Origin of the sequence: Roseovarius sp., from assembly GCF_965277045.1 — a bacterium.
GTDB lineage: Bacteria > Pseudomonadota > Alphaproteobacteria > Rhodobacterales > Rhodobacteraceae > Roseovarius.
The window spans coordinates 455,200-471,187 of the sequence record NZ_OZ255712.1; the positions used below are offsets into that span (position 1 = coordinate 455,200).

At 63.6% G+C, this 15,988-nt stretch carries 16 protein-coding genes; 11 read left to right on the forward strand and 5 right to left on the reverse strand.

Features of this window, described 5'->3' with window-relative positions:
• Nucleotides 1–12: 12 nt before the first annotated feature.
• Together ACQY4V_RS02250 and ACQY4V_RS02255 are read left to right on the forward strand one after the other, a co-directional pair.
• Nucleotides 13–1,020 carry a phosphotransferase enzyme family protein gene (locus ACQY4V_RS02250; protein WP_428515314.1) on the forward strand — a complete coding sequence of 336 codons (1,008 nt, stop codon included), beginning with the start codon at nt 13–15 and terminating at the stop codon, nt 1,018–1,020.
• A 24-nt stretch (nt 1,021–1,044) separates the two neighbouring features.
• The gene (locus ACQY4V_RS02255) at nt 1,045–1,722 is read left to right on the forward strand and encodes a cysteine hydrolase family protein (RefSeq protein ID WP_428515315.1); all 678 of its coding nucleotides are present in this window, start codon (nt 1,045–1,047) and stop codon (nt 1,720–1,722) included.
• Between the two features lie 138 nt (nt 1,723–1,860).
• Here the strand turns inward: ACQY4V_RS02255 and ACQY4V_RS02260 are convergent, their stop codons facing one another.
• Nucleotides 1,861–2,631 (reverse strand): amidohydrolase family protein, encoded by a 771-nt coding sequence (locus ACQY4V_RS02260; RefSeq protein ID WP_428515316.1) that lies wholly within the window; start codon nt 2,629–2,631, stop codon nt 1,861–1,863.
• 86 nt (nt 2,632–2,717) lie between these two features.
• On the opposite strand from ACQY4V_RS02260, the gene ACQY4V_RS02265 reads away from it, so the two are divergent.
• From ACQY4V_RS02265 to ACQY4V_RS02290, 6 genes are all read left to right on the forward strand, one after another.
• On the forward strand, nt 2,718–3,446 hold the full coding sequence (locus tag ACQY4V_RS02265; protein WP_428515317.1) for a GntR family transcriptional regulator: 729 nt from the start codon (nt 2,718–2,720) through the stop codon (nt 3,444–3,446).
• A 26-nt stretch (nt 3,447–3,472) separates the two neighbouring features.
• Complete coding sequence (locus tag ACQY4V_RS02270; RefSeq protein ID WP_428515318.1) at nt 3,473–4,423, forward strand: Bug family tripartite tricarboxylate transporter substrate binding protein; 951 nt, start codon at nt 3,473–3,475, stop codon at nt 4,421–4,423.
• A complete protein-coding gene (locus ACQY4V_RS02275; protein ID WP_428515319.1) occupies nt 4,423–4,857 on the forward strand; it encodes a tripartite tricarboxylate transporter TctB family protein in 435 nt (144 codons plus the stop codon). Before ACQY4V_RS02270 ends, ACQY4V_RS02275 begins: the two co-directional genes overlap by 1 nt.
• 13 nt (nt 4,858–4,870) lie before the next feature.
• The gene (locus ACQY4V_RS02280; RefSeq protein ID WP_428515320.1) at nt 4,871–6,361 is read left to right on the forward strand and encodes a tripartite tricarboxylate transporter permease; all 1,491 of its coding nucleotides are present in this window, start codon (nt 4,871–4,873) and stop codon (nt 6,359–6,361) included.
• A 448-nt stretch (nt 6,362–6,809) separates the two neighbouring features.
• On the forward strand, nt 6,810–7,415 hold the full coding sequence (locus ACQY4V_RS02285) for a GNAT family N-acetyltransferase (protein ID WP_428515321.1): 606 nt from the start codon (nt 6,810–6,812) through the stop codon (nt 7,413–7,415).
• A 93-nt stretch (nt 7,416–7,508) separates the two neighbouring features.
• Nucleotides 7,509–9,194 carry a tetratricopeptide repeat protein gene (locus ACQY4V_RS02290; RefSeq protein WP_428515322.1) on the forward strand — a complete coding sequence of 562 codons (1,686 nt, stop codon included), beginning with the start codon at nt 7,509–7,511 and terminating at the stop codon, nt 9,192–9,194.
• Nucleotides 9,195–9,266: 72 nt separating this feature from the next.
• Here ACQY4V_RS02290 and ACQY4V_RS02295 read toward each other — a convergent pair whose 3' ends face one another.
• The 4 genes from ACQY4V_RS02295 to ACQY4V_RS02310 all read right to left on the reverse strand — a co-directional run bounded on the left by ACQY4V_RS02295 (nt 9,267) and on the right by ACQY4V_RS02310 (nt 13,790).
• Nucleotides 9,267–9,839 (reverse strand): hypothetical protein, encoded by a 573-nt coding sequence (locus ACQY4V_RS02295; RefSeq protein ID WP_428515323.1) that lies wholly within the window; start codon nt 9,837–9,839, stop codon nt 9,267–9,269.
• A gap of 72 nt (nt 9,840–9,911) precedes the next feature.
• Nucleotides 9,912–11,213, reverse strand: coding sequence for a hypothetical protein (locus ACQY4V_RS02300; protein ID WP_428515324.1), 1,302 nt, complete (start codon nt 11,211–11,213; stop codon nt 9,912–9,914).
• A gap of 43 nt (nt 11,214–11,256) precedes the next feature.
• Complete coding sequence (locus ACQY4V_RS02305) at nt 11,257–12,594, reverse strand: TfuA-like protein (RefSeq protein ID WP_428515325.1); 1,338 nt, start codon at nt 12,592–12,594, stop codon at nt 11,257–11,259.
• On the reverse strand, nt 12,591–13,790 hold the full coding sequence (locus ACQY4V_RS02310; RefSeq protein WP_428515326.1) for a YcaO-like family protein: 1,200 nt from the start codon (nt 13,788–13,790) through the stop codon (nt 12,591–12,593). The genes ACQY4V_RS02305 and ACQY4V_RS02310 overlap by 4 nt, the downstream gene beginning before the upstream one ends.
• A gap of 77 nt (nt 13,791–13,867) precedes the next feature.
• On the opposite strand from ACQY4V_RS02310, the gene ACQY4V_RS02315 reads away from it, so the two are divergent.
• From ACQY4V_RS02315 to ACQY4V_RS02325, 3 genes are all read left to right on the forward strand, one after another.
• The gene (locus ACQY4V_RS02315) at nt 13,868–14,701 is read left to right on the forward strand and encodes a cyclic nucleotide-binding domain-containing protein (protein ID WP_428515327.1); all 834 of its coding nucleotides are present in this window, start codon (nt 13,868–13,870) and stop codon (nt 14,699–14,701) included.
• Between the two features lie 80 nt (nt 14,702–14,781).
• Nucleotides 14,782–15,072, forward strand: coding sequence for a DUF3307 domain-containing protein (locus ACQY4V_RS02320; RefSeq protein WP_428515328.1), 291 nt, complete (start codon nt 14,782–14,784; stop codon nt 15,070–15,072).
• Between the two features lie 44 nt (nt 15,073–15,116).
• The gene (locus ACQY4V_RS02325) at nt 15,117–15,818 is read left to right on the forward strand and encodes a Crp/Fnr family transcriptional regulator (protein ID WP_428515329.1); all 702 of its coding nucleotides are present in this window, start codon (nt 15,117–15,119) and stop codon (nt 15,816–15,818) included.
• Nucleotides 15,819–15,988 lie beyond the last annotated feature (170 nt).

Sequence of the window (15,988 nt, forward strand, 5' to 3'; positions counted from 1 at the left end):
AGGGAGATCGCGATGTCCGGATCGGATATGCCACTGGAAGAATTGCTGCGCCATCTTGACCGGCTCGCGCAGCAGTCACTCTCGCTGTGGGACGTTCCCGACGGGGCCAAGGCGCGGCTGATCAACGTATCGGAAAACGGGACCTACCTGGTGGAAGCGCCGGACGGCTACAGGTCCGTCCTGCGCATCCACCGCGAGAACTATCATTCGCACCGCGCCATCGAGTGCGAGCTTGCCTGGCTCGAAGCGCTCGACCGCGACGGGGTGGTCACCACGCCCGGCTACTATACCGGCAAGAACGGCGACCCGATCCAGAGCGGCAAGGTCGATGGCCTGCCCGATGCCCGCTACATGGTCCTGTTCCATTTCGTCGAAGGCTCGGAGCCCGATGAAAGCGGTGACATGACCGACGGGTTCGAGGAGTTGGGCACCATTGCCGCGCGCTGTCACGACCACGTGCTGGGATGGGACAAGCCGCAGGACTTCGAGCGCCTGACATGGGATTCCGACGCGATGTTCGGCCCCGAGGCGACATGGGGCGACTGGCGCGACGCGCCTGAGGTCACGCCGGAAGTCGCGCAGGTGCTGGAGAAGGTGGAGCAGACAATCTGCGACCGGCTCGATGCGTTCGGCAAGGCGCCCGACCGCTTCAACCTGATTCACGCCGACATGCGCCTGGCCAACCTGCTGGTGGATGCCAACGGCACCCGCCTGATCGATTTCGACGATTGCGGCTGGGGGTGGTTCCTTTACGATTTCGCAGCCGCCATCAGCTTTATCGAAGACGACCCGCGCATTCCCGCCATGCGCGAGGCCTGGGTGCGCGGCTATCGCTCCGTCCGCGAGATGAGCGCCGAGGAAGAGGCCGAGATCGACACGTTCGTGATGCTGCGGCGCATGGCGCTGCTGGCATGGATCGGCAGCCATATCGAGGCGCCCGAGCCGCAGGAACTGGCGCCGGGTTTCGCGGCCACGACGGCGCGGCTGGGCCAAGCCTACATGGACAGGATCGGGGCTTAGTCCCCGTTGACAAGAGGGGCCGACATGAGCAACTGGAAAACCGCGTTCCGCAGCTTTTACTACGAGACCGCCGAAGAGCCCGAGGACATCGTGCTCGATCCGGCCAGCACCGCGCTGCTGGTGATCGACATCCAGAACACCTATCTCGAAGCTCCGGCCGACGACACCGAGGCCCGACGCTGGCAGCCCTTTTTCGACCGGATGAACGATATCGTCATTCCGAACAACGCGCGGCTGATCGAATGGGCGCGTGCGGAAGGGATCGAAGTGATGTTCGCCCGGATCGCTTGCCAGACGGAAGACGGCCGCGACCGCTCGCTCAGCCAGAAGAAACCGGGGTTCAACTATCTGCTCTTGCCCAAGGGGCGCGAAGACAGCCAGATCGTCGATGCGCTCGCGCCGAAAGGCGACGAGATCGTGGTCACCAAGACCACCGACAGCGCGCTCACCGGGACCAACCTGCGGCTGATGCTGCACAATATCGGCATCCGCCACGTGATCGTGTCAGGCATCTTCACCGATCAATGCGTCAGCTCGACGGTCCGCTCGCTGGCCGACGAAAGCTTCGAGGTGCTGGTCGTTCATGATGCCTGCGCGGCGGCCACCGATGCCTTGCACGAAGAGGAACTGAAGATCATCAACATGATCTACTGCCACGTCGTGGGGATGAGTGACCTGGACGGGTTCGTCAGCCGCGGCTGAAGCGCGCCGGTCGGCAGGTCAGGACGGAATGCTCTGGCGCCGGGACCCTGGAGCGGTTTCGTCCTCGAGGTCCGATCTTTCGACAGACCGCGCCAAGGTGTTGGACGGCGGCGACGGGGGCGAGGCTCCGGCCTCGCTTCAGATCCTAAGGCCGTAGAGGGACCGGGCGGCTTGCGTGTCGTCGAAACGCGCCGCGACCTCCTGCAGGTCTCCGGCGTAGGAGGCGGCGTGCTCGAACCGTGTGTGCGGCCAGTCGCTGCCCCAGACGAAGCGACCGGCGGGCAGAAGGCCGGTCAGCCGGTCGAGATGCGCGCGGGTATCCCGCGTGCCGCGGTAGGGCGCGCTCAGCTTGACGAAGAAGCGTTCCCGGTTCGGGCAGGCCTCCAAGGCATCGAGCCAGGGCTCGGCTTGCGCGTCCTCAGACATCGGCAGGCCCATGTGGTCGATGACGACGGCGACGGGCGAGTCGGCCAGGGCAGGCAGGTAATCTGCCCATCGGTCGCTTTCCAACTGTACCTCGACATGCATCTCGTGCGCGTGAAGAAGTTCGAGGAACCGGCGCACCTGTCTGTCCCCGGGATCAGGCAGCGCCGCGCCGGCGACAAGGTTCCAGCGCACGCCGCGCACCCCCGCCATTGCGAGGTCGCGGATCTCGGCCTCGGGCGCGCCCATGCCGAGGCATGCAATGCCGGCGAACCGATCCTGATCGAGCTGCGACAGTGCCTTCAGGAGCTGGGAGTTGTCCGTCCCCAGAAAGCTGACCTGCACAATGACTCCGCCGCGCAGACCATGATCGGATTGAAGCCGCAGCCATGTGTGGAGCGGTGCGGGCGCGTGCGGGACATACCGGGCGCCCGGCACCGCATGGATGTGTTCGTAGACATGGGCGTGACAGTCGAAATTTATCACCGGCAATCCTCAAGTTATACACTTATATATAGAACTAGTTGACTGGTGCGGTCAACACGCGTATACCCGGCCTCGGAGGAGAACACATGGCCCAGGCTTTGAACGTCAGCGACAACCGGCTTCCGGCCTATCTGCGTCTGCGCGACGATATCGCTCGCCGGATTGCCGCGGGCGAGTGGAAACCGGACGAGGCACTGCCGTCCGACAACCGCCTGGCGGCGGAACACGCGCTTTCGGTCGGCACCGTGCGGAAGGCCTTGCAGCAACTCGCCGATGAAGGACTGCTTGAACGGCGCCAGGGCGCCGGGACGTTCCTGCGCAAGCCTGCCTTCGATGCGACGCTGTTCCGGTTCTTCCAGGTGCGCGAGCACGGCTCGGAACAGAGCATTCCCACCAGCCGCCTGATCTCTCGCGCGCAGGTCACGCCAACCGAGCATGTGGCCGCCGCGCTGGGGACGACCGAGGTCATCCGCATCGAGCGCCTGCGCTGCCTGTCCGAGCAGCCTCTGCTGTTCGAAGAGATATACATTCCGCAGTCCCGCTTTCCCGGATTCGCGACGATACCGGCGGACGAGATCGGTCCGTTGCTCTACCCGGTCTATTTCGAGCGTTTCGGCGTCTTCGTGGCGCGGGCCGAGGATGAAGTCAGCTTTGGCACCGCAGATCACGCCGTCGCCCAGCGTCTCGGGCTGGACGAGGGCGCTGCTGTCGCAACCATCGAACGCACGGCCTTTGCCATGACCGGCGAAGCCGTGGAATGGCGGGTCGCCTACGGGCGGGCCGACCGATTTCGCTATCGCAGCCGTATCGGCTGAGACTTACCACCAGAGGGAGGAAACCCATGAAGACCCTGCTTATCGGCGCCAGTGCGCTGGCCCTGTCCACCGTGGCAGCTTTTGCAGAATACCCCGAACGCGCCATCGAGGTGACGATCCCGGCCCCTGCCGGCGGGGGCACCGACACGAGCGCGCGCAAGCTGGCCACCCTGCTCGAGGCAGAGCTTGGCCAGTCCATCGCGATCCTGAACGTGGCCGGCGGCGGCGGTTCTGTCGGCGTGACCCAGTTCATGATGGACAAGCCGAGCGGATATTCCCTGCTGGCGACCTGGAACAGCCCGATCACCACGGTGCCGCAAGTCCAGAGCGTCGCCTATGATGTCGACAGCTTCACCCCCATCGCGTCGACCTCCGAGACCGCCTACACGATGTGCGTGGGCCCCGACTTTCCGGCCGAGACCGGCGAGGAATTCCTGGCCGAGCTTGCGGCCAATCCGGGCAAGTACACCTATGGCAACGACGGCATCGGCGGCACGATGCAGATGGCCGCCGAGCGCATCTTCCAGGCCAAGGAGATCGAGGCTGTCGCCATTCCCTTTGGCGGGGCGGGGGAGACCTTGCAGAACTTTCTTGGCGGGCACGTCGACATCTATGGCGGTTCGATCTCGCCGGTGCTGCCCTATACCGAATCCGGCGAGGCCAAGTGCCTGATCGTGACCTCGGCCGCTCCGGTTGACGCGTTGCCGCAGGCCGCGGGCCTGGAATCGCTGGGGCTTGGCGACGAGGAAACGCTTTTGTGGCGGATGGTGCTGGCACCTGCAGGCCTCGATCCGGCCATCGCGGAGCGTCTGTCCGCGGCGCTGGAGAAGACCGTGAACGATCCTTCCTATGTCGAGTTCCTTGCGACGAAAGGCGAGATCCCGAATGTCGTGACCGGCGACGCGCTCGCCGAGCGGCTGCGCAACGAATACGACGCGCTTGCCAAGGTCGCCGAAAAGCTGGGCCTGGGCGGCTGATGGAACGGCGGCAGGATATCGTTCTCGGCACTGTCTTTGCCGCCCTTGGTATCTTCGCGGCGGTCAAGGCCGCCGCGTATACCGGTGCGTCGGGCACCTATCCCATGGTGCTTGGCCTGGTGCTGTCCGGGTTCGGCCTGCTGGTCGCGGGCAGGGCCGTGGTCCGGGGGCGGGCCGAGCCGCGCCCGCTGACCAACCATACCGGACGCGTTTTCATCACCGTTGCGATCGGTGCTGTCTATCTGGCGCTTGTTCCGATCCTCGGTTTCTACACCGCCTCGGCGCTTGTCGTCCTTGCCCTGCCGGTCGCCCTGGGCTTCCGGCAGCCCGTCCTCCTGGCGTTGGCGACCGCCGTCTTCATCGGCATCGTGTGGGCCGTCTTCTCGATTGTTCTCGAAAAGCCGCTGCCGACAGAGTTCTGGCAAACCTTCTGACCGAGGCGATTTCATGGATATCGTGACCCAAGTTCTTTCGGGCGTCTTTGCGCTCGGGCCGGTGGCGGCGATGCTCGGCGCATCCATATTGGGCGTGTTCATCGGCGCGTTGCCGGGCCTCAACCCGGTGATGGCCATCGCGCTTCTGCTGCCGCTGACCTATTCGATGGAACCGCTTGTCGCGCTTGGCATGGTCGCGGGCATCTACAACGGGTCGATGTATGGCGGCGCGATTCCGGCAATCCTGCTGCGCATTCCCGGCACGCCGGCGGCCATCGCGACCACGTTCGACGGCTATCCGATGGCGCAGAGGGGCGAGGCGGCCCGTGCGCTCAAGATCGCCTGCTGGTCCTCGGCCCTGGGCGGCACCGCATCGGCCATCGCGCTGATGACGATCGGCCCGATCCTGGCGCGGGCCACGCTGGCCTTCGGACCGGCGGAGTATTTCTGGATCGCGATGTTCGGCATGGCCTCCATCGGTGTGCTGGTGGGGTCCGATGCGGCCAAGGGCCTGATGGCAGCGACTCTGGGCCTGCTGCTTGGAACGGTCGGCCTCGATCAGTTGTCCGGCGCGGCGCGCTTTACGTTCGACCAGGTCTGGCTGCTGAGCGGCCTGGACCTGATCGTGATCCTCGTCGGTCTTTACGCCCTGCCGCCGGTCATCGCGCTGGCCGAGTCGGCGGACCTCAAGGGGCTGTCGGCCGCGCAGTTGAAACTTGAACCGGCAAAGGTGCCCTGGTCCGAGATCCGCGGCTTCGTGCCGACCTGGATCCGTTCGTCGCTGATCGGCATCGGTGTGGGCATCCTGCCCGGCGCCGGCGGCAACATCGCGGCTTTCCTGAGCTACAATGCGGCCAAGAGCGCGAGCGACGACCCCGACAGCTTTGGCAAGGGCAATCCCGCCGGCGTGGCGGCGGCGGAATGCGGCAACAATGCCGACAACGCGGCTTCGATGATCCCGGCTCTGACGCTTGGCATTCCGGGCAACGTGGTCGCCGCGCTGGTGCTGGGCGCGCTTTTGATCCACGGGCTGCAGCCCGGACCGCAGTTGTTCCACCAGAACCCGAGCCTTGTCGGCGGGTTCATGGTGCAGATGCTGCTGACGTCGCTCTTGATCCTCGCCGTGGGTGGCGCGGCGGCAACCAAGGTCTTTGCCCAGGTCCAGCGTCTGCCGGGTGTGCTGCTGGTTCCCACGATCCTCGTGCTGATGGCCGTCGGCGTCTATGTCATCAACGGCCGGGTCGTGGACTTGTGGATCATGTTCGCCGCCGGTCTTGCGGGCTATGTGTTCGAGAAGGTCAATGTCCCGCTCGCGCCGATCGTCCTTGGCCTGATCCTCGGCCCCATGGCGGAACAGAACGTGCGCCGCGCGCTTCTGATCAGTCGCGGCGATGTCACGGAGCTGGTGACGCGACCGATCTGTGCCGTGATCGCACTTGCCACGCTCGGGCTGATCCTCCTGCCGATCCTGTCGGCCATCTCGCGTCGGCGGCGCAGAGCCTGACCGAAGACGACGGGAGAGTCCCTCCGTCCAATGGATCGAGGCCGGCAGCGGCCGGCCCGATCCGCCGGGGCCATGTCCACGGCGTCTCGTCGTCCCGAGACGTTCCGGAGGTCGCGAACGTGAGGCCAGATGTGCATCCGTGAGTGGTGCTCGGACGTCCCCGGGGTTACATCCCTTACAATTGGCGGTTTTGGCACGGTCCGAGATTTCGCATCCCGGGAAGGTGGCAGGCCCGCCCCGTCTGGCAAACTGTTCCGCGTTCGGTAACGAGCTGTGGCTTGCTGATTCGGTCGCGGGCCGGGCGCCGAAGCCCCAGGAAACCGCGATGGTGTTTGGCAACGCAGTCGTTTGATTGCACGGATTTTGTGCTACGCTGACTTACTCAACCTTTATTGAATGGTTTTGACACATGCCTGACAATACTTCGAATTCATACTCTCTTAGACCATTGGAAAAGCCGGACCTGACTGCGATTACACAGTGGTTTCAGGACGTGGGGGATCTGGCGCTGTTTGATCGCAATTCGCGCGTCCCCTACGATATGGCGACTTGTGAGAAACTGTGGAACATGACTGACACGCCCCAGGACCAGGACGACAAGTGCTGGTTCACGATCACGTCCGAGGCCGCCGGCGTTGCGGGAATCGTCGGCCTGGAACAGATTTCGCATGTCAACCGCGACGCGGTCATTGCGCTTTTCGTCGACCGCGCGATCCGGCGACAGGGACTGGGCATTCGAGCAACTGCGCTGGTGCTGGATTTCGGATTTCGGCAGCTCGGGCTGAACCGGGTGACATCCTATTACCGCAAGGACAATGCGGGCAGCCGCGACCTGACCAGCCAGGCCGGCTTTGAAGTCGAGGGCACGATGCGGCAGGCCTGGTTTTCCGACGGGAAGTTCCACGACATGATCGTCGTCGGTCTTTTGGCGGAGCACTGGAACGCGCGGCGGGACGCGCTCGCACATGAACTTGGAGAAGAAACGGTGATCGCGTTTGGTGACGGGACGACGTCGGGATCGAAATGGCCACCGCAGAGGTCCGCAGCGCTCTGAATGGAAGCAGGATAGTTGACCCCGCAGGAACCTACTTTCAGACAGCGGCTCGGGGCTGTCCTGTTTGCCGATGTCGTCGGGTATTCCCGGCTCATGGGGCGGAACGAGATCGACACCTACAAGGCCCTGCGCGCCCTTCTGGAACAGCTCGAGGCGGCGTGTGTCGAGCACGGCGGGATGTTCGTCGACGTCAAGGGCGACGGTATCCTCGCCCGGTTCGACACGGCGACGGATGCGGTGCTGTTCGGCGTCGAACTGCAACGCATCACCGAGCGCAGCAATGCCGCCGTGCCCCTGGCCAAAAAGATCAGCTTTCGGGTCGGGATCCACCTTGGTGAATTCCTGCTCGACGACCGCGGCATTCATGGCGACATCGTGAACATCGCGGCCCGTCTGCAGGAGATCGCAGACCCCGGTCGTGTCTTCGTCAGTTCCAGCGTGTACGAGCAGGTGCGCGACAAGCTGCGCCTGGGCTACGAGTTTCTTGGCCCGCAGATGCTCAAGAATATCGAGCAGCCGATCCCCATCTTCTGCATCCGCACCGAAGTCGAGGGTGCGACCATGGCAGCCACGGTTCGGCCGTCGTCGCCGTCGATGCAGTATAGCCGGCCAGACACGCCCTCGATTGCCGTTCTTCCCTTCGATATTCGCGGCGGCGAGGACTCCGAGAGTTGGTTTGCGGAAGGGCTGACCGAGGACATCATTCTGGCGCTGTCCAAGTTCAAGAACCTGTTCGTCATCAATCGGAACACGAGCTTTGCGTTCAGGACGCAGGACCTGCCCCCGAGCCAGGCAGCGGCGAAGCTGGGGGTGCGCTATGTCGTGCGCGGCAGCGTCCAGCGCGCGAAGACGAAGCTGCGGATCAAGGTCGAACTGATAGATACCGATTCATCCCGGACGATCTGGGGCGAAAGCTATGAACGCGATCACGAGGACATCTTCGAGATCCAGGACGAAATGACGTCGTCGATTGTCGGAGCGGCGGCGGTTCTGGTCGAGGCAGAGGAACGTCGCCGGTTCAGTGCGTCGATCCCCTCCGATCTTGCGGCCTATGGATTTGTGCTGCGGGCACAGCAGTTGATCTTCAAATACACGCGGCAGGACAACGAGCACGCGCGGATGCTGTACGAACAGGCCCTGTCACTGGACGGGAAATATGCCCGTGCCTCGGCGGCCTTGTCGCGGACCCTGAACATCGACTGGCGCTATTCCTGGAACGCGGACGGCGACGAGGCGCTCGACACCGCTCTATCCTATGCCCGTCGCGCCGCCGACCAAGACCCGACGGACGCCCGTGCCTTCGGAGAGCTCGGTTTCGTGCACCTTTACCGAAAGGAACACGATGCGGCGCTGGGAGCGTATGATCGTGCGCTCAAGCTTAATCCGAACGATGCAGACCTTTTGTCGGATTACGCGGATGCCCTGGCGCATTCCGGCCAGAACGAGGCGGCGATCCAGCACCTGCAACGGGCCATGCGGCTGAACCCGTTCTTCCCGGACCAGTATCTGTGGCACCTTGGCGGGGCTTATTACAACCTCAAGCAATATGACGCGGTGATCGAAACCGTCAGCAAGATGAACAACCCGACGGAGGGGCAGCGGATGCTGGCGGCGAGTTATGCGCAGCTGGGCCAGATCGAGCTGGCGCGCAAGATCGCGGAGAAGCACCGCACCGTGCATCCGAACTTTTCGATCAAGCGGTGGGAACAGATCATTCCCGACCGCCTGGAAGAGGACACGCAGCATTTCCTGGAAGGCCTGAAGAAGGCCGGGTTCTGAAAAGCCCGCATTACCTTGCACCTGATTGCAAACGGAGCACGACCCGCTATCAACCGCGACGCTGAGCCCGGTTCAGTCGCCGGATCCGCGCGCCTTGGCGCCGCTGACCTTGGCGCCGCTCACTTTTGCCCCGCTGACCTTGGCACCGCTTACCTTGGCCCCACTGACCTTCGCGCCGCTCACGCCGGCGCCGTCACCGGCAAAGTAGGCTTCCAGCAGGATCTGCTCGAACATGCCGGTCGAGACGTCCATGCGCATGGTCTGATCGGCCTTGTCATAGCTCCAGACCCGGATGTCGTTCGCGATCTGGAAGTCGGCGGCGGCGACACCGCTTTTCGAGGGGTCGCTGGGTGCGCGTGCCCCCAGGTTTCCGGGCAGGTCACCGTTGGTGGCGCTTTGACCCTTGCCGTGAACGAGAAAGATCACTGGTTCCGGCAGATCGAAATACGTGCCTTCGTGGGCGAAGCCGTAGATCTTGGCGAAAGCGGGCGACTGCTCGCTTTCCTTGTCGTCGGCCAGGGCGAACTGTTCGTCGAGATGCTTGTTGCCGCCAAGGCTCCTGGACGGGCTGCGCTTGTAGACAAGATCATCGAGAATTCGACCGAACAACAGCACTTCTGAAAAGCTCAACAATGACTCCGACATGATGTCCTCTTTTAAAATGCATTTCAGTCACGATGCCACAAACTCGGAGGATCGCCAAAGGTATTTGTGCCGCTACGGGTGCGGCACACGCGTTCGGACCGACACTGCGTGGCTGTCGTCATCGGGATTGGCAAGTCGAGGCCCCACCCGCGCCAGACCGATGTCGCGCACGCGGAAATTGCCTTCGATGATCTTTTTGTACGCCCCGCCGGAGATATCGCGATCGACGGCCAGCAGCGCCTCCTCGACATGCGAATAGCTCAGCCCGTCCGCGTCCAGCATATCCCACGCGTCCGCAAGATAAGAGCCCATCAGGTCCCGCGCTTCCAGGAGTGCGATGCGAAAGCCTTCGGGATCTCGCGCGTAGCGATCGTCGAATACGGCCTGCATCACGTTGCTGTAGTCGGGCGTGCCTTCGAGCTGATCGGACAGGTCTTCGATCTCGGGCGTAATCAGGCCGTGGTCCAGCAAGCGTTCGTGGAAGACGTCGATCAGGATATCGAACAAAGCGCCGGTAAGCGGCTCTGACAATGCGTGTTCGCTTGTCCAGCCGCGCGCGAAATCGGACAAGAGTTTGTCATTGGCCGCCATGCGGATCTGGGCCGTCTGTGCCGTTTCGGCGAACCGGTTGAGGCGATTGTAGGTGTAGAGGTTGCCCCGCGTTTCGTCGAGCAGCGCCTCGACCACCGATCCGAAATGCAGCGACGCCAGAAGTGCTACCATGTCGGCGGCGGATTCGTGGAAGCCGTAATATTCGCCCGATGCGTTGTCGTCAGTGGGCAGGCCGATGACGCTGTAGATCAGCGCGTGCCCGATTTCATGGGCGACGACATCGAAATTCAGGCTGTAGGGCCTGTATTCGCCCTCGTGCTCCGTGGTGCCGCCGGTTTCAAGAAAGCCCCAACCGATATGCGCATTGTCGAGGCCGGGCAGCAGCGACAGTTCCAGCTTGTCGTAGTCGGACTCGAAATGCCACGGGATCCGGCGTCCGAAGTAGCCTTCCCAGACATCCATCGTGAAATGCGCCGAGCCGAACAGATGCGCCGCCTCGAATTCCGGGTCGCCGGGCGCGATGTGGAGGAAGTTGCCGTATTCGTCCGGGACGGCCGGCGCATTGCGCTGTCCGTGCCAGGGCGGCAGGTACATGCCCGGCCCGAAGGGCCCGGGAACGATGGCGCCGTAAGGTATGGTCTTGCCGATGGGGTCGACCACGTACATGCGCGGCCCGGACGGGCCCGGACCGATCGTGCCGGGCGGGGCCGAGATTTCGACCAGTTCCAGTTCTGCCGCGGCCTCACCGAACGGGGATTGCGGAAACAGAAGAAAGCGCGTGCCCGGTGCTTCATCCTCTGCGGCGTAATCCGGAAACTGCATCAGATCCTCCGTTTCGTCCTGGCGCGTGTTCCATGGGCGCAGGTCAGCCCCGGCTGCCGGCGCTCTGCGTGTCACCTTCATCGCGGTTATACCGGAACTCGCGTGCGATGAGCGCGATAAGTTCGTCGCGGCCTTCCAGCCCGAGCGATCGGGCGAACGCATCCGGATCGTCAGGCACCGCGCGGCCGAGACGGGTTTCGAAGAACCAGACCAGCAGGCGCAGCCGGTCCGGCGATGCCTGCGGGCCGGACTCTTCGGCGATGGTCCGGGCCTTTGCCTCGGCCCGGTGCTTCAGCTTGGCATAGGCGCCCGTCCAGCGCAGCTCGGACAGGATATGCGCGTCGAGCCCCGGCGACCGTGCGGCGCGTGTGTCTTCGATTAGGGCGGCCTCCGTCAGCAGGGTCTCGTAGCTTTGCCCGTCAAGGTCGTTCGCGTCGAGCCAGGTGAGCAGGGCGTCACGACGGGACAGGGTGTTCCGGCGCCGGTGGCTGTCCATCACCGCGCGCAGGGTGTCGCGGTCCGCCTGCGCACCGCGACCTGCGGCGTCGTCCAGGGCAAGGCTGCGGAAGATGGCCCGGTCACGTGTGGCTTCGTATCTTTCGGGGTCCAGTCGCAGTTCGTCCAGTACGGCACTGGGAGCGGCGGTTCCGGTTTCGCCTTCGGCCTCGATACGCCGGACGAGACCCTGCCAGACCAGCGTGCGCTCGACCCTGTGCGCCTTTATCTCGTCGCTTCGGGCGTCGCTTTCCAGGAATGCGGCCATGCGGTCGAGCATGGATCGGGCATCGTCGCCTTTGGCGTCGACCTTTCCACCGGGAAGCCATGCGAAGAAAGCTGCAAGGCCCGGCTCATGCAGAAGCCGCGCCGATATTTCGTCCCAGGTGCGGGTCTTGTAGTGGAGCGATTTCGCCGTTTCGGTCAGTAACGCGGCCGCGTCGGGCGTCAGGACCTGCGCGGAGATGGCGCGTTTCGCCGTGGCGCGGACGGACACCATGGGCTCGCTCAGCGCCACGAACCCAAGCTCTGCCGGACCGTGCAGCACCGCGACTTCGTCATCGTCGGCAATCTCGCCGGCGAGATACGCCTCGAATATCGCACCGACGCCGATCATGCCGAAGTCGTGCAGTTCGGCGGCCCGCAGGGCGCCCATGCTGGCGCTTCCGAAGACCGGAATGCCTTGCTCCAAGGCCCAGAGGATTTCCTTGTGCCAGACCGACGGCACCCCTTCGAAATAGCCGTCGACGATACCGATGGCCGGTGGGCGCCGGCGCGCCGCGCGATAGACGTCGCCCTGGGCCACGGGCGGCAGAACCTCGGCATCGAGCACGGTCCGAATATCCTGGGCGGCGATGGTCGGGCCTGCAAAGATCACCGGCTTCATTCGGCACCTGCCTGCAATGCCCGTGCCCTTGGGCCGGCGACGAAATCCGGGTCGTCATGCGGTGCCTCGAGCCCCGGAATGACTGCGCGGATCACGGAAATCCCGATGTCCGGGCGCGACAGGTCGACCGTCACGACCTGGTCCATGCCAGCGGAAGACAGGCGCTGCAGCACCCAGGCCAGGTCATCCTCGAAGGTTTCCGTCGTCGCGTTCGGGGCGTCAGTGAAACGGCGCACCGGCCTCGCGCCGGCGATCAGGTGGCGCACGTAGCGCCCCCTCGCCGCCACGGCTTGGGTCGTGAATTCCGCAGGGTCAAGATCGTCGCGTGCGCCGGAAATGTAGGTCAGGCGGGTCTGCGCCGCCTCGGTCACCGCGCGCAGAAGGGCGATGGCGCGGTCCGGGTGGCAGCCGTCTCCGATCCCGATATGGCCTTGGATGTCGCTTGCCTCGCAGATCATGCAGCGAAAGGCGGGAACGCCGATATCCGACGTTGTCTCCCACAGACCGATGTCCAAGCCGGCCCCGACCACTCGATTGAGCGCGTCGCGGCACCGGGGGTCGTCGACCGATACGGGGTCGACCCGCGTATCGCCGGCCCCGTGATGCCAAAGCGTTGTCGCGTCCCGCTCGATCAGTTCGCAGATCGCGTGACAGGTCGCCTCGGTCGCGACGTTGCCGGAGGCAAGGCCGTTCGTGGTGCGCGGAAACGTCCCGTGCCCGCCATCGGGTGGCTGGGTATAGTCGGTGTCGACCATTTCCAGCGGTACCCAGCAGGCGGCGTCCTGACCCAGATCCCGCCCTTCGACCCACAGGATCCGGCGATGCGGGTCGAACCTGGCGCCCGTGACGTCCGGCAGGCGCATGACGTCCGCGACAGCCACCTCGGCCTGCAACCCGGCGAAGGATTCGCGGCGGATCGGTCGTACGATCCTTTCGGCGTGCCAGGTCTCGACAGCCTCCATGACGCCTGAAACCCGCGCTGCCTCCAGCGACAGCCCTTTGCCCAGCGAAACCGCGACCGAGCGGGAATTCGGCCGCGTCACCATGACCGTCGGCAAGCCGATACGGTCCAGGCCAGTCAGGTTGGCGATGCGGGTGATGCCCATGCGGGAAAGATGCGGCCTGATGCGCTCCAGCGTTTCGGCCGGATCGCACAGGCGATGCGTATCAAGCAGGTATTCTTTCCTGGACGACATGCGAATGACTTTGCTTTCAGCGGCTTCGACAGAAATCGGTTATCAAATGCGGCGATGACACATCCCCGCTTGCGAGAGTGGTCCATCGCCCGTCGCCGGTCAATGTGGCCGATGATGAACGATGCCTTGCCCGCATCATTCTCCAGATTTCGAAAAAGTGGTATAACCGACGAAGGCCGGAGCCCACCGAATGGAGCCAATGGATGCTGAACGGTATTCCCGAAGACGTCTATCACTGGATCGGATATCTTGGTGTCGCGCTGTATCTCGGGGCGTATGCCTTGCTGCAGACCGGGGCGATCCGCGGGAACGGCTATGCTTACGTGCTCCTGAATTTCCTCGCGGCGTCCTTCGTTCTTGTCGGTTTGACGGTCGCGTTCAGTTTGTCCGTGGCGATTGTTCCAATCCTCTGGATCCTGATCAGCGTCGTCGGCCTTGTCCGCATGGTGCTGCTGGATCGCATGGCCCGATTGAACGAGGAGGAAAGCGCCTTTGTCGCCAAGGTCTTTCCGGAGTTCTCCAAGACAACGGCCCGCAGGTTTCTTGACCACGGTATCTGGCTCGATGCCGAACCGGGCATCAGGATCACGCAGGAACACGAGCCGGTCACGCATCTGACCTTCCTGGCCCGCGGCTCGGCCGACGTATTTTCGTCGTCGGAACGGATCGGCAGGGTCGTTTCCGGGCTGGTCGGCGAATTGAACGTCATGCAGAAGGGGCCCGCATCCGCGACCGTGCGCACGGCAGAGCCAAGCCGCATTTTCATGATATCGTCCGAGGCCCTGGCGGAGCTGGCGGCGACGGATGTCGAATTCCGGCGCGGGCTGGAAAGCGGGATGAACCTTGACACCCGCAGCAAGCTGGTTGCCGCCAACAAGGCCCTGACACGACAGAAGGCAGCGGCAGAGTGACCGAGAGCGGGATCCTGATCTTTCTCATCCTGATACAGGTCAAACATTATTTCGCGGACTTCCGATGGCAGACGGGTGACATGCTCGCAAACAAGGGGGAGTTCCTGCACCCGGCCGGGTTAGCGCATGCAGGGCTTCACGGTCTGCTGAGCTTGCCGGTTATGGTGCTTGCGGGTCTGGGCGGGCCCGGTCTGATCGTCGGGCTGGCATTGGCCGAGGTTTTCGTGCATCACGTGATCGACTGGAAAAAGGCCAACCTTCAGAAAGCAAAGGCCGATCTTGGCGAGGCCGGGTTCTGGAGGCTGGTCGGGCTGGATCAGGCGGCACATCAGCTGACCTATGTGGCGATACTTGCGATCGGTCTGCTGTAGTTGGCTTTGCCGGTTGGAACAGGCACGTGTTTGCGGAGCATGCAATGAAGATCGCGGACAAGCAGAAGCAGAAGTACCTGTGTGCCTGCCCGCTGTTCTCGAACCTCGGGAAAGACGTGGTCGAACGTATTGCGGCGCGGGCACAGGGCGTGTTCCTTCCGCGTGGAAAAGTCCTGTTTCACGAGGGCGATCCCTCAGACGGTCTTTACGTGCACTGCACCGGGATGGTCCGGGTCAGCATCGTCAATGCGGACGGCGACGTTCTGACCCTCGCGGTGCCGGAACGGGGTGCGCCCCTGGGCGAGATGACCCTGGTCAGCCCCGATCCCCGGTCGGCCACGGTGACCGCGATGGAGGATTCCAGCCTGCTTCACCTTGAGACGGGCACCATGGTCGCGCTGCTGGCCGAAGAACCTGCGCTTGCGGCGCATCTGATCGGGTTTCTGTCGCAGCGGCTTCGGGAGTCGAACGAGACGCTTCAGAAATTCGCCTTCGACAACCTGTCGCAACGGCTGCTTCAGAAGCTTGCGGAGCTCGGGTTGAAACACGGCACGCTCGAAGAAGAGGTGCTGGACCTGGGCCGGAAATTCTCCCAGAGCGCGTTGGCCGAGATGCTGGGCGTCACGCGCGAGGCGATCAACAAGCAGTTGAAGCTCTTGCAGGACCAGGGAAAGATCTCGATGCGCAAAGGCGTCATTCAGATCACGTCACCTGCGGATATCGTCAAGAACACGCCCGGTCATTGATCCCTTGCGAGCTGTTCGACCCATGCACAGGCCGGGAGATCTTCGCGACTGTTGTAGTGTCGGATTGCGCAATAAAATTGTCCCAAACCGGGCCGGTGAATACAAAATCGAAAACATGTGATCCCGTTCACAGTCGGACGCTCGGCTTTGGTTAATAATGCTTAACAGGG